Source organism: Amycolatopsis sp. NBC_00348 (assembly GCF_036114655.1).
GTDB lineage: Bacteria > Actinomycetota > Actinomycetes > Mycobacteriales > Pseudonocardiaceae > Amycolatopsis.
In genome coordinates this window covers 9,520,547-9,533,187 of sequence record NZ_CP107994.1, presented here as the reverse complement: position 1 = coordinate 9,533,187, position 12,641 = coordinate 9,520,547, and the positions used below count along the sequence as shown (strand labels likewise).

The 12,641-nt window shown below is 71.1% G+C and carries 13 protein-coding genes; 4 read left to right on the top strand and 9 right to left on the bottom strand.

Annotated elements, in window-relative coordinates:
* Positions 1 to 135 precede the first annotated feature (135 nt).
* The 3 genes from moeZ to OHS58_RS43050 all read right to left on the bottom strand — a co-directional run bounded on the left by moeZ (position 136) and on the right by OHS58_RS43050 (position 3,575).
* Positions 136 to 1,311 (bottom strand): adenylyltransferase/sulfurtransferase MoeZ, encoded by a 1,176-nt coding sequence (gene moeZ, locus OHS58_RS43060; protein ID WP_326955833.1) that lies wholly within the window; start codon positions 1,309 to 1,311, stop codon positions 136 to 138.
* 123 nt (positions 1,312 to 1,434) lie between these two features.
* Positions 1,435 to 2,595: a DUF3152 domain-containing protein gene (locus OHS58_RS43055; RefSeq protein ID WP_326955834.1), complete on the bottom strand. Its 1,161-nt coding sequence runs from the start codon at positions 2,593 to 2,595 to the stop codon at positions 1,435 to 1,437.
* Between the two features lie 80 nt (positions 2,596 to 2,675).
* Positions 2,676 to 3,575 carry an alpha/beta fold hydrolase gene (locus tag OHS58_RS43050; protein ID WP_326951772.1) on the bottom strand — a complete coding sequence of 300 codons (900 nt, stop codon included), beginning with the start codon at positions 3,573 to 3,575 and terminating at the stop codon, positions 2,676 to 2,678.
* 213 nt (positions 3,576 to 3,788) lie between these two features.
* On the opposite strand from OHS58_RS43050, the gene OHS58_RS43045 reads away from it, so the two are divergent.
* Positions 3,789 to 4,415 carry a TetR/AcrR family transcriptional regulator gene (locus OHS58_RS43045; protein WP_247061100.1) on the top strand — a complete coding sequence of 209 codons (627 nt, stop codon included), beginning with the start codon at positions 3,789 to 3,791 and terminating at the stop codon, positions 4,413 to 4,415.
* A 94-nt stretch (positions 4,416 to 4,509) separates the two neighbouring features.
* On the opposite strand, the gene OHS58_RS43040 is transcribed toward OHS58_RS43045, so the two are convergent.
* Both OHS58_RS43040 and OHS58_RS43035 read right to left on the bottom strand, forming a co-directional pair.
* A complete protein-coding gene (locus tag OHS58_RS43040; protein WP_328646102.1) occupies positions 4,510 to 5,430 on the bottom strand; it encodes an alpha/beta fold hydrolase in 921 nt (306 codons plus the stop codon).
* Positions 5,427 to 6,335, bottom strand: a complete 909-nt coding sequence (locus tag OHS58_RS43035) for an AurF N-oxygenase family protein (protein ID WP_328646101.1) — start codon at positions 6,333 to 6,335, stop codon at positions 5,427 to 5,429. Before OHS58_RS43035 ends, OHS58_RS43040 begins: the two co-directional genes overlap by 4 nt.
* Positions 6,336 to 6,390: 55 nt before the next feature.
* Here OHS58_RS43035 and OHS58_RS43030 point away from each other — a divergent pair, with 55 nt between their 5' ends.
* Positions 6,391 to 7,164: a TetR/AcrR family transcriptional regulator gene (locus OHS58_RS43030; protein WP_326951771.1), complete on the top strand. Its 774-nt coding sequence runs from the start codon at positions 6,391 to 6,393 to the stop codon at positions 7,162 to 7,164.
* Complete coding sequence (locus OHS58_RS43025) at positions 7,161 to 7,478, top strand: DUF4873 domain-containing protein (protein WP_247061095.1); 318 nt, start codon at positions 7,161 to 7,163, stop codon at positions 7,476 to 7,478. Before OHS58_RS43030 ends, OHS58_RS43025 begins: the two co-directional genes overlap by 4 nt.
* Before the next feature lie 159 nt (positions 7,479 to 7,637).
* Here OHS58_RS43025 and OHS58_RS43020 read toward each other — a convergent pair whose 3' ends face one another.
* The 4 genes from OHS58_RS43020 to OHS58_RS43005 form a co-directional block, all read right to left on the bottom strand.
* Positions 7,638 to 8,093, bottom strand: coding sequence for a pyridoxamine 5'-phosphate oxidase family protein (locus OHS58_RS43020; RefSeq protein WP_328646100.1), 456 nt, complete (start codon positions 8,091 to 8,093; stop codon positions 7,638 to 7,640).
* 109 nt (positions 8,094 to 8,202) lie between these two features.
* Entirely contained in the window at positions 8,203 to 9,453 is a 1,251-nt protein-coding gene (locus OHS58_RS43015; protein ID WP_328649948.1) for a DUF418 domain-containing protein, read from the bottom strand.
* A gap of 113 nt (positions 9,454 to 9,566) precedes the next feature.
* A complete protein-coding gene (locus tag OHS58_RS43010) occupies positions 9,567 to 9,797 on the bottom strand; it encodes a DUF3107 domain-containing protein (protein ID WP_326946335.1) in 231 nt (76 codons plus the stop codon).
* Positions 9,798 to 9,916: 119 nt separating this feature from the next.
* Positions 9,917 to 10,570 (bottom strand): ferritin-like fold-containing protein, encoded by a 654-nt coding sequence (locus OHS58_RS43005; protein ID WP_247061088.1) that lies wholly within the window; start codon positions 10,568 to 10,570, stop codon positions 9,917 to 9,919.
* Between the two features lie 438 nt (positions 10,571 to 11,008).
* Between OHS58_RS43005 and OHS58_RS43000 the strand changes: the two genes are divergently transcribed.
* Complete coding sequence (locus OHS58_RS43000; protein ID WP_326951769.1) at positions 11,009 to 12,622, top strand: DEAD/DEAH box helicase; 1,614 nt, start codon at positions 11,009 to 11,011, stop codon at positions 12,620 to 12,622.
* Positions 12,623 to 12,641: the final 19 nt, after the last annotated feature.

Below are 12,641 nucleotides of genomic sequence, written 5' to 3'. Positions count from 1 at the left end.
CGGTACCCGGCCGGGTGGTCCACGATCGAGAAGACGCGCTGGTCACAGACGGTTTTGAGAACCGGGACGAAACGCCGTGAGGGGCACCCTCACGGCCACGGGAGCCGGGAGGGTGCCCCTCACGGAGCACAACTGTCAGTAGGTCGGCAGGCTCGGGTCGATCTGCTTGGCCCAGGCCAGCACGCCACCGCCGAGGTGGGTCGCGTCCTTGAAGCCGGCCGCGTGCAGGGCCGCCAGGGCCTCCGCCGAGCGGGCCCCCGACTTGCAGTGCAGGACGATCGGCTTGTCCTGCGGCAGCTCCGCCAGCGCCTCGCCCGAGAGGATGCGGTCCTTCGGGATCAGCGTCGCGCCCTTGATGTTGACGATCTCGTACTCGTGCGGCTCGCGGACGTCGATCAGGGCGAAGTTGTCGCCGTTGTCGAACTTGGCCTTGAGCTCCGCTGGGGTGATCGTGCTACCCGACGCCGCGGAGGCCGCCTCGTCCGACACCACACCGCAGAACGCCTCGTAGTCGATCAGCTCGGTGATCTTCGGGGTCTCCGGGTCCTTGCGGATCTTGACCTCGCGGTACTTCATCTCCAGCGCGTCGTAGCTGATGAGCCGCCCGAGCAGCGGCTCGCCGATGCCGGTGATGAGCTTGATCGCCTCGGTCACCATGATCGAGCCGATGGACGCGCACAGCACGCCCAGCACGCCACCCTCGGCGCAGGAGGGGACCATGCCCGGGGGCGGCGGCTCCGGGTAGAGGTCGCGGTAGTTGAGGCCCTTGCCGTTCGGCGCGTTCTCCCAGAACACGCTGACCTGGCCCTCGAACCGGAAGATCGAGCCCCAGACGTACGGCTTGCCCAGCAGCACCGCGGCGTCGTTCACCAGGTAGCGCGTGGCGAAGTTGTCCGTGCCGTCGACGATCAGGTCGTACTGCCCGAAGATCTCCAGCGCGTTCGACGAGTCCAGCCGCTCGGTGTGCAGGTAGACCCGGACCAGCGGGTTGATCTCGGCGATCGACTCCTGCGCGGACGCGGCCTTGAGCTTGCCGACGTCGGACTGGCCGTGGATGACCTGGCGCTGCAGGTTCGACTCGTCGACGACGTCGAAGTCGACGATGCCGAGCGAGCCGACGCCGGCCGCGGCCAGGTACAGCAGCGCGGGGCTGCCGAGGCCGCCGGCGCCGATGACCAGGACCTTCGCGTTCTTGAGCCGCTTCTGCCCGGTCACCCCGACGTCCGGGATGATCAGGTGACGGCTGTACCGGGCCACCTCTTCCTTGGTGAGCTCGGCAGCCGGCTCGACGAGCGGCGGCAGTGCTGACATCGGGGTCCTCCATCTCGCGCGGAACACGTCCATCCCACTATGCACAACGCGCGCGGGCGAGCAGACCTTCCCACGTGCACAACGTGCGTGGGCGGTTGGACGTCATACGTCCAGATCGTGGGACTACGGCGTGGGGTTGGGCCAGGAGTTGGTCTTGCAGATGAGACCGTCCTTGGCCACCTTCCCCTTGTCGCCGCCGGGGATGTCGTTGAGCATCGAGACGTAGTCGTCGTTGACGCCGAAGGACTGCTGCATCATCACCGGCGCGGGCTGGTTGTTGCCGCCGCAGCCGACGTGCTGGTTGCCCAGGGCGTGGCCGACCTCGTGGTTGATGGCGTACTGCCGGTACCCGGTCATGTCGGCGCCGTAGGCCTTCGCGCCGCGCACCCAGCGGGCCAGGTTGATCAGGACGCGGCCCATGCTCTTGCGGTAGCAGGACGCCTCGAACTTGATCTGGAACCCGCAGGCATCCGCCCGGTGCGTCGTCTCCGGCGTGGTGAGGCTCACCTTGAACGACGGGTTCGGGAAGTTCGCGTCCACGCGCTGGAAGGCGACCTTGCCGTCCCACGTCCAGCTCTTGGGATCCGACAGCGTGCCCTGGACGGCCGAGGCGAAGGCGTCGTCGCCGGCGTAGCTCGCCGGGTCGATGCCGTCCTCGACGTCGACGGTGTAGGTGTACAGCTTGCCGCTGCCGACCTTCGGGCCGGTGCCGGGCACGGTGTGCCACGCGCCCGCGCCGGCCTGGGTGAAGGGGCTGCCTTCCGGCAGGTCCGCCGTCGGGACCTTGAGGTCGACCGGCGTCGCCGGGTTCTCCGGGATGCCCTGGCCGTCGGCGCCGTCGATGGAGCCGCCGGACGTGTCGCCGCCCGCCGACTCGATCCCGGAACCGGCGCCCTGCTCGGCGATCGGCTCGGCCGGGCTGTTCGCGGTGTTGACGACGACGAGCACGGTCAGGACGACGAGGATCGGCAGGGCGTAGACGCGCCAGCCGTAGGTCTTGGTGAGCTTGGCGAAGGCGGTCTTCGGGGGCTCTTCGGCCTGCTTGGCCTCGCGCGCCTGCTCGTGCGGCTTCCAGGACGCGCTCAGGGGCTCGGCGGAGGTCCGGCGGCCGCCGGGGCGGTAGCGGTCCTCGCTGACGCGCTGGGCCGGCGCCTTCGCCGGGCGGTACTGCCCGGTGCGCGGCGGGTCGTCGGACTCGGGGGCGCCTTGCGCGGGCCGGCGGGCCGACGCGCGGTGGGGAGCCCGCCGATCTTCGCCTCGCGCGTCCTGCTTCACCCGGTCCACCGCACCAGGGTGCCACAGCGCCGAAGCGGCGCCCTCGGCGACTGGCGGATCACGCAGCGATCAGTTGTCACCCGATCGGGCTACCAATTTCCGGCTTCGACGTGCTCCCACATGCCCAGAACCGCCTTCGCTACGACGATCGGCCGCTCCATCTGTGCCACGTGGCCGGTGCGCGGGAGCACGAGCAGCCGGGCCCGCGGGAGCGCGCGGGCGGTGCGCATGGCGCGTCGCACCGAGATGACGCGGTCCTCCCGGCCCCAGACGACCAGCGTCGGCACCTTCACCAACGGCGCGAGGGACCACAGGGACGCCTTCCCGACCGCCGACCACGCCCGGAAGATGCCGAACGTGCTGCGCGCCATCGCCGGAGCGGCCCAGGCGAAGGCCGCGCGGGCGCCGTGTTCCTCGGTCAGCTCGTCGAGCCGGCTCTCCGGGAACCGCGACGGGTCCGCGAAGCAGAGCTTGATGACCTGGGCGGCGCGTTCCCGCGGGCCGAGCGCGGCGAGCTGGGCGCGTACCCGCGCGCCGACCAGCGGCAGGTAGGCGAACGCCATCCGCGGGTCCGACAGCCGCCGCGGGTCGGGGCGCCGGTCGGGCATCGCGGGCGAGATGAGCGTCAGCGTCTTGACGAGCTCCGGGTGCCGCGCGGCGACGATGAGCGCGATGGCGCCGCCCATGGAGTTGCCGAGCAGGTGGACGGGCGCGCCGACGTCACGGATGTGCCGCGCGACGACCTCGGCGTGCGCTTCGAGGCTGAAGTCGAACCCGGCCTCGGGCTCGGAGCTGCCGAAGCCGGGCAGATCCGGCGCGGTGCCCCCGGCGACCGGGGCGAGCAGCGCCGCCAGGTCGGTCCAGTTCGTCGACGAACCGCCGAGGCCGTGGAGGTAGACGGCCGGCACGCCGTCCGGGCCCGGCGTGCGACGGATGTGGAGGCGGGCGGTGCCGACCTCTTCGAACGTCGCCGGCCAGGGCGGCAGCACCGGCTCGAGCGGCGGCAAAGCCCTGGTCGAGAGGGGCACGTGGGTCACCGGCGGCCGGGCCGCGCCGACGTCTCCCGGGCCGTGGGCGGAGGTCTTCACGGCTCCAGGATGCCCGACACTTGGCACAGCACGCGTACCGGCGAGTAATCTTCAGGTCGACTTCACGCGGTGGCGACCCCGCCCGTCGAAGGTGGCGAAGACGGGAGGAAGAGCATGACGGAGATGACGCGGTTGCAGCAACGAGGGGTGCGCTTGCCCCGGACCGAGCGCCGGGCCCAGCTCCTCGCCGCGGCGCAGCGGGTCTTCGCCGAGAACGGCTACCACGCCGCCGCCATGGACGAGATCGCCGAGGTCGCGGGCGTCAGCAAGCCGGTGCTCTACCAGCACTTCCCCGGCAAGCTCGACCTGTACATCGCGCTGCTCGAAAGCCATGTCGACGAGCTGGTCAGGCGCGTGCAGGCGGCGCTGGACTCGACGACGGAGAACAAGCAGCGCGTCCCGGCCACGGTCGGCGCGTTCTTCGACTTCGTGAGCAGCGACGCGGGCGCGTTCCGCATGGTGTTCGAGTCCGACCTGCGTGGCGAGCCGGCGGTCCAGGAAGCGGTGGACCGCGCGACCTCGGCGAGCGTGGACGCGATCACGGACACGATCACGGCGGACGCCGGTCTCGACGAGGACAAAGCCCGGCTGCTGGCGGTCGGGCTGGTCGGGATGAGCCAGGTCAGCGCCCGGTTCTGGCTGCAGCACCACCAGTCGATGAGCCAGGAGGAGGCGGTGGCGCTGACGGCCAACCTGGCCTGGCGCGGCATCGGCGGCGGCTTCCCGCTCAAGGACTCCTGACTCCCTGAGGCGGCACTTTCACGTGAAAGTGCCGCCTTGGCGGGTGCCCAAAAGCGGCACTTTCACGTGAAAGTGCCGCTTTTGACAGTGCGTGTCAGTTTGTGACGGCCGTGCGGACCAGCGCCGAGAGGCGGCGGGCCACCTCGTAGGGGCGTTCCTGCGGCAGCATGTGCCCGGCGCCCGGGTAGCGGACGAACTCCGCGTGCGGCAGCTCGTCCGCGATCACCTTCGCGTGCGCCAGCGGGCAGAGGCGGTCCTTCTCCCCCGCCAGCACCACCGACGGGACGTCGCAGAGCGCGCCCAGGCCGCCGACGCCGCGGTGGGACGCGATCGCGGCCAGGAACAGCCCGGCGCTCGCCGGGTGGCTGCACAGCAGCTGCTCGACGACGCTGTCGACCTGTGCACGGCCCGGCCGGTCGCCGAAGACCAGGCGCCGCGAACCGGACCGGACCATCCCCGGACGCAGCCGCAGCGTGTCCGACCGCAGCCCGGCCAGCAGGCGGGCCAGCCGCGGCTCGAAGCGCGTGACGCCCCGGCCGACCAGGCCCGGGAACCCGAGCGTCAGCCGGTCCATGTCGCCCGACGACGTCGCCACGAAGGCCGCTCCCGCGAGCCGCGACGCGACCAGCTGTGGGTGCCGTTCGGCGAGCACCATCAACGTCATGCCACCCATCGAGTGACCGGCGAGCACGAGCGGGCCGTTCGGGACGCGGTCGGCGATCAGCTCGGCGAGGTCGTCGGCGAGCCGGGCGATCGACGCCGAGCCCGGGCGCGCCGGCGCGGAACCGCCGTGGCCGCGCAGGTCGTACCGGAGCACCCGGACGCCGGGGTCGAGGTGGGGCAGCACGAAGTCCCACGTGCGGTGGTCCTGCGTCCAGCCGTGGACGAGCACCAGCGTCACAGTGGTGTCATCGGAGTCGGCTGGGCCGGACTCGGCGACGTGCAGCGCGGCGCCGTCGCTCGCGACGAACCGGTGCCCGAGCGACGGGTCGCGCAGCCGCGACGCGGTGGTCACCGGCCCGCCGGGAGCAGGAAGGACTTGCGCCAGAAGAACTTCCCGGGCAGCCCGACCAGACCCGACTCCTCGAGGAACGGCATGATCTTCTCCCCGGCCCAGGCGATCGTGCCCTGCCAGTTCGGGTTGTTCAGGGCGGCTTCGACGCCGTCGCGCGGCCGGATCCCGACCGCCTTGTAGACGTTCGGGTTGATGAACGCCCGCGTCACGAAGTACGAGATGAGCGCGATGACGAACTGCTGGTAGGCGATCTCGGCCTTGGACAGCTTCGCCATGCCGCGCGTGACCTCTTCGCGGGCGAAGGTGACGTGCCGCGCCTCCTCCAGCACGTGGATCCGGTTGACCATCCGGACCAGCGGCTGGATGCCGTCGTCGTTCATCTGCTCGCGCTGCAGCCGGTCCAGCACCTCCTCGGCGACCAGGATCGCGCCGTAGCGCGCCGGGCCGTAGGAGATCGTCGGCATCAGCTTCGCGAGCTTCCGCAGCCACGGCACCGGGCCGTAGGCGGGGCAGCCGATCCGCGACGCCATCCGCGCGAACATCGTCGAGTGCCGGCACTCGTCGGCGATCTCGGTGAGCGCGAACTGCGCGTGCGCGGACGTCGGGTCCTGCTCGTAGACCTCCTTGAGCAGCATCTGCATCAGGAGGATCTCGAACCACAGCCCGGTGGTCGCGACGCTGGCGACCTCGTGCTTCCCCAGCTCGATGCGCTGTTCCGGCGTCAGCTTGTCCCAGAGCTTCGTGCCGTACAGCGACGAGCGCTCGTCCGGGATGAACCGCTTGCCCTCGACCAGCGGCGCGGTCCAGTCGATGTCGACGTCGGGGTCGTAGAACTTGTTCGCCGACGACTTGAGCAGCCGCTCCGCGGTCTTTTCGCGATCCGGTTCCTTCAGCGTCCGCGTCATCGCCGACAGCCCCTTCCGAAACATGTAACTTGAGGTAACAGTTACCTCTGGTAGCATCCCTCTCGTGATCGAACGTGTCAAGCGCTCCGGCAAGCCGTCCAAGCCTTCGTCGCGCGGCGAGGAGGCGACCGGCGACGCCCGCCGGGACCGCTGGCGCAAGCACCGGATCGCGCGGCGCAAGGAGTTCGTCGAGGCCGCCCTGCGCGCGCTCGACACCCACGGCCCGGACCTCGGCATGGAGGACGTCGCCGCCGAGGCGGGTGTCACGAAACCCGTGCTGTACCGGCACTTCGACGACAAGGCCGACCTCTACGTCGCCCTCGGGCAGCGCGGCACGGAGATCCTCTTCGAGCGGCTGATCCCGGCGATCAACGCCGAACTGGCGCCGGTGCCGCGGATCCGGATGGCGCTCGACGCGTTCTTCACCGTGATCGAGGAGCACCCGAACCTGTACCGGCTGCTCGCGCACGGGCGCCCGGAGAAGCCGGTCGGCTCCGACGTCGTGGCCGAGGACAAGGAACTCATCGCGACGGCGCTGACCGCGCTGCTCGGCGACTACATGCGGATGTTCAACATGGACTCCGGCGCGGCCGAGCCGTGGGCGCACGGCATCGTCGGGATGGTCCAGAACACCGGCGAGTGGTGGCTGGACCGCCGGTCGATGGGCCGCGACGCCGTCGTCGAGTACCTGACGCAGATCATCTGGGCGGCCATCGACGGGCTGAGCCGCCAGCACGGCGTGGTCATCGACCCGAACCAGCCGCTGGAAGCGAACAAGGTGGTCCAGCTGGGCCGCACGGAACCTGTGCCTGTTGAGGAGACGTCATGAGCGACCACGACGAAGACGGCTACAGCGGCGAAGCGACCCTGGTGGTCGACGGCGTCTCGCTGACGGCGCAGGTCGAGCTGCGCGGCTACTTCCAGCCGATCGACGGCTTCTACCGCTGGTACGGCCGGGTGGCGGTGCACGAAGAGCTGGCGAAACTGGCCGGCGGCAAGAAGAAAGCCGTCGAGATCCACGCGGGCGCGCACACGGCGACGGGCGAGCTGTCGGACCCGGACCCGTGGGGCCGCTACCGGATCACCGGCACCAGCACGCCGCCGTTCCACGTGCCGACGTCGCTGGAGGAGCTCAACGCCTGAAGTCCGTGAATGCCCCATTCACGGACGCTATGTCCCTCGATGTGGCATTCACGGACTTTCGCAGCCGCCCGCGACGACGCTCGCCCGTGAAGGCGCCGCCGCGGGCAGCGCGGTGGAACCGGCTCGGCCACCCGCGCGGTGGCCGTGCCGGTGTGCGGCTCAGGGGTGCCGCGGGCTCGGCAGGTCGCGGCCGGGGAGCCAGCCGTTCGCGATGTCCGTCGCGCGCCAGCCGCGGACGCTCAGGCGGACCGCCACCACCGGGGCGTCCAGGAACGGCGCCGCCTCCGGGACCTTCGCCACCAGCGTCTCGCGCACCTGCGTGTCGTCTTCTCCGGCGACAACCTCGGCGAGCGCCCGCGCCTGCAGGAACGGCTGCATCGGCGAACCGGTCGACACGACCACCGACACCACCGGGTTCTCGCGGATCGCGGCGAGCGTCCTGCCCCGGCGCTCCAGCACCAGGTTCAGCGTGAACGCGTCGTCCTCGGCGAAGTAGACGCCGCCGACCCACGGGCCGTCACTGCCCGAAGTCGCGAGGAACAGCGACTTGTGCGTCGCCAGGGTGCTCCGCACGAGGTCCGCCACGGCGGTCGTCGTGGGCTCGACAGTGGTCATCGACTTGCTCCGGAGTGGGTGTCGGTCCGGGCCCCGTGGCGCCGGATCGCCGACGAAGTTAAGCCGGGAAACCCCGACACACCAAGGAAAGCGCACCGATCCGGTGAACCTAGCGGAGGACCTGGTCCGGCCACCGCGAGAACCGCGCCATCGCCCATTCGAGGGGCCCGCGCCCGATCCAGCGACGCCAGGCCACCGAAGCGAGGAGCGCGACCGCCGAGAAGGCCACGAAATGGGTGAGCGCGAACACGTCCGTGCCGTCGCCGTCGCTGTCCCAGATCAGCCGGATCGCCACGAAGTGCAGCACGTACGCGGAAAGCGCGCGGCCGCCGAGATCGGCCGGCGGCCGCAGGAGCCGTTCGAAGCGCGGCGCGAGCAGCAGGCAGCCGCCGATCACCGAAGCCGCGATGCCGATCGACACCAGCAGGTCGAACGGCGTGCACGACGCGCCGCTCGCGAGCAGCTCCCACGCCCACGTCGTGGTCGGCGGTGTGCCGTGGATCCAGGACTCGTCGAGGTGCAGCAGCGTCTCCGGGCTCATGCCGTAGCTCGCCGCGGCCGGCTCCAAAGCCTGGTGGACGGCTTCGAGGCCGCCGAAGACGCGCGTCGCGAGCCACGAGACGGCGTACGCGCCCGCCGCCAGCGCCGCCCCGCCGGAGCACAGCGCGCGGGCGACAACCGGGGAGCGAAGGTCGAGGCGCCCGATCGCCATCCCGGCGAACAGGTAGGCCATCAGGGTGACCGCCGGGAACGTCCCGGTCAGCAGCAGCACGCCGGCCGCGCGCCCGAGGCCGTGCCAGGTCGCGAAGTCGCCCCACGCGACGTCCGGCGCCTCGAAGACCAGGTCGCGCGGCGCGAAGACGGACCGCACCGCGAAGGACACCAGCGGCATGACCACGGCCGTGACCAGCGCGGCGACGGCGAGCGTGCGCGCGCGGCAGCGCAGCCACGGGATAGCGAGCAGGAAACAGGCGCCGTAGTAGGCGAGGATGACCATGTAGCCGGTGCCGAGCCCGGTCACCAGGAGCCCCAGCGCGACCAGCAGCGGGGCCCGGGTCGCCAGCCGGAGCGCGACGCGCGTGCGAGCGCGGCCCGCTTTGGGCCGCCGCCCGCCGGACATCAGCGCGATCGAGACGCCGGCCAGCACCGCGAAGAGCGCGGCGGAATGGCCTTCGAAGGGCTTGAACCAGGCGGCGCCACCGCCGTCGAGCGGGTTCGGCCCGAGGTGCACCGCGTACATCCCCAGCACCGCGGCCCCGCGGGCCACGTCGATCCCGGTCAGCCGGACGGCCGGTCCGCTCCGGGGAGCGGGACCGGCCGTGGGCTGGTGTTCGCGGCTCCGTGCCGGAGCCGTTGTCACCGCGTGGACGCCGTCCACCTCATCTCTCGCTCACCCCGCCCGAACCCTGCCGGGGCACGGTGACGGATGGGGCTGAGAGCGAGCTGAGACCGGACGGTTACCGCGGTGTGACGTCAGTCGCCGACGCCGAAGCCGACCTTGCGGGTGTCGGACGGCGCGATCTCGACGTAGGCGATGCGGTCGGAGGGGACGATGTACTTGCGGCCCTTCTCGTCGTTGAGGCGGAAGAGCCCGTCACCGGCCGTCAGGGCCTCGGCGACCAGCTTCTCCACCTCGTCGGGAGACTGGCCACTGGACACCACCAGCTCGCGCGGGGTGTCCTTGATGCCGATCTTGACCTCCACGTGGGACCTCCGCTGGAAATTCGAAAGGGATGTGCTCGGCAAGGCTAACCGAACCGGGTCGTTGCGGTGCCGCATGTCCGCGCCCGGCCACGTCGTCGTGTCCTGGTACTCCATCGAGGTCAGCCCAGGCCGAGGGCCTGCATGCGCTTCGTGTGCCCCTGTTGCAACCTTCGGAACAGTGCCGCAATTCCGGAGAGGTCACCCGATCCGCCGATGATGAGCTCGGCCAGGCCGTCTCGTTCGGCGACGACGTACTGGGCCTGCGTGAGCGCTTCGCCGAGCAGGCGGCGCCCCCACAGAGCGAGCTTGTCGCGGGTCTTGGGGTCGGCTTCGATCCCGGCCGCCACCTCGCGCTCGGCGAAGGCGGAGTGTCCGGTGTCGGCCAGCACGGTGAGCACCAGGTCCTTGGTCTCGGGGTCCAGCCAGCTGGCCATCTCCCGGTAGAGGTCGGCGGCGAGGCCGTCGCCGACGTAGGCTTTGACGAGCGACTCCAGCCACGACTTCGGCGGGGTCGAGGCGTGCCAGTCGTCGATGTGCTTCGGGAACGGCGCCATCGCGTCCTCGATCGCGACGCCGTGCCCGGCCAGGTGCGCGGACAGCAGGCCGTAGTGACCGATCTCGGCGGCCGCCATGGCCGCCAGCGCGGCCCGCCCGGCCAGGGTGGGGGCACTGCGCGCGTCCTCGGCCAGCCGGTCGAACGCGGACAGCTCGAGGTAGGCGATCACGCCCAGAAGGTCGACGACGCCTTCGGTGATCTCTTTCGGGTCGGTCACGGCAGCAGGGTATCGCCGAAGCACCCGGGCGTGTCGGGACGAGACCGATCCCACTGCCTCCGGCGTGCCGGGTACTGTCGAAAAACTGCTGACCAGGTACACTGCGTTTGATATCGAAGCTTCCGTACGTCATACAGGCGTCGGGATCAGGCAGGCCACGAGGCCCGCCGACGTACTGCAATGTGCGTGCACGCCTCTTCCGGCATTCCCGGGACGGACCGGTTCCGCGCTTCACTTCAGCGCTGGGGACCAGGGTTTACTCCCGGTCGAGTGTCGAAACGGGACTCAGGGTTGTGCGCGCTGGTCACGAGAGAGGCGATCACCCTGACCGCAGAAAATCCCACAACCGAACAGAACTCCCCCGCCGTCGCGCTGGAACACAGCGAGACCGGCCCGGCCGCGCTCGACACGTCGCACCCGCTGCAGGCGGGCGTCGAGGTGGAGCCCGAGGCCCCGACCTTCGCGTCCTTCGGCGTCAAGCCGGAGATCATCAAAGCACTCGCCGAAGTCGGCATCGAGCGGACCTTCGCGATCCAGGAGCTCACGCTGCCGCTGGCGATGGCCGGCGACGACCTCATCGGCCAGGCCCGCACCGGCATGGGCAAGACCCTGGGCTTCGGCGTCCCGCTGCTGCACCGCGTGGAGGTGCCGGGCGACGGCACCCCGCAGGTGCTGGTCGTGGTGCCGACCCGCGAGCTGTGCATCCAGGTCGCCAACGACCTCAAGGGCGCCGGCAAGCACCTCGGCATCCGCACCCTGGCCATCTACGGCGGCCGCCCGTACGAGCCGCAGATCGAGGCCCTCCGCAAGGGCATCGACGTCGTGATCGGCACCCCGGGCCGGCTGCTCGACCTGGCCGAGCAGAAGCACCTGGTCCTCGGCAAGGTCCGCGGGCTGGTGCTCGACGAGGCCGACGAGATGCTCGACCTGGGCTTCCTGCCCGACATCGAGCGCATCCTGCGGATGGTCCCGGACAAGCGCCAGACGATGCTGTTCTCGGCCACCATGCCGGGGCCGATCATCACGCTGGCCCGCACGTTCCTGAACCAGCCGACGCACATCCGCGCCGAGGAGAACGACGCGAGCGCGATCCACGAGCGCACCACCCAGTTCGTCTACCGGGCGCACTCGATGGACAAGCCCGAGGTCATCGCCCGGATCCTGCAGGCGGCCGACCGCGGCCTCACGATGATCTTCAGCCGCACCAAGCGCACCGCGCAGAAGGTGGCCGACGACCTGGTCGAGCGCGGCTTCGCGGCCGCCGCCGTGCACGGTGACCTGGGCCAGGGCGCCCGCGAGCAGGCCCTGCGCGCGTTCCGCTCCGGCAAGGTCGACGTGCTGGTCGCGACCGACGTCGCCGCCCGCGGCATCGACATCGACGACGTCACGCACGTGATCAACTACCAGTGCCCGGACGACGAGAAGACCTACGTCCACCGCATCGGCCGCACCGGCCGCGCGGGCCGCACCGGTGTCGCCGTCACGCTCGTCGACTGGGACGAGATGCCGCGCTGGAAGCTCATCTCGGACACCCTCGGCCTCGACAAGCCGGAGCCGGTGGAGACGTACTCGTCGTCGAAGCACCTGTTCGAGGACCTGGGCATCCCGGCGGGCACCACCGGCCGGCTGCCGCTGGCCAAGCGCACCCGCGCCGGCCTGGGCGCCGAGGTCGAAGAGGACCTCGGCGGCAAGCGCCGCGGCCGTGGCGCGCAGGGCCGTGGCAACACCGCCGCCGGCGGCCCCGAGTCTCCGGCGCCGGAGACCGATGAAGCACCGCGCAAGCGCAACCGCACCCCGCGCAAGCGGACCCGCGGTGCCGCGCGCACGGGCGAGCCGGGCGAGGCCACCGACACCGCGGCCACGTCCGGCTCCGAGCCCGGCGAGAACGCTGCCGAAGGCCGCACCCGGACCCGGCGCCGCACCCGCGGCACCGCCCCGGAGACGGCCGGCCCGGTGGAGAAGGAGTCCGGCGAGAACGCCGAACGCCCGGCTCGACGGCGCCGCCGTCGCCGCCCGGCCGCGACTTCTGATACACCTGCGTCGGCAGACTGAGGCTTTAGCGCGGGGAGCA

What these genes read in the sequence shown, in the direction of transcription:
- moeZ (WP_326955833.1), bottom strand. Translation starts at nt 1,311, where the DNA reads ATGTCAGCACTGCCGCCGCTCGTCGAGCCGGCTGCCGAGCTCACCAAG.
- OHS58_RS43045 (WP_247061100.1), top strand. Translation starts at nt 3,789, where the DNA reads ATGACGGAGATGACGCGGTTGCAGCAACGAGGGGTGCGCTTGCCCCGG.
- OHS58_RS43035 (WP_328646101.1), bottom strand. Translation starts at nt 6,335, where the DNA reads ATGACGCGGACGCTGAAGGAACCGGATCGCGAAAAGACCGCGGAGCGG.
- OHS58_RS43025 (WP_247061095.1), top strand. Translation starts at nt 7,161, where the DNA reads ATGAGCGACCACGACGAAGACGGCTACAGCGGCGAAGCGACCCTGGTG.
- OHS58_RS43020 (WP_328646100.1), bottom strand. Translation starts at nt 8,093, where the DNA reads ATGACCACTGTCGAGCCCACGACGACCGCCGTGGCGGACCTCGTGCGG.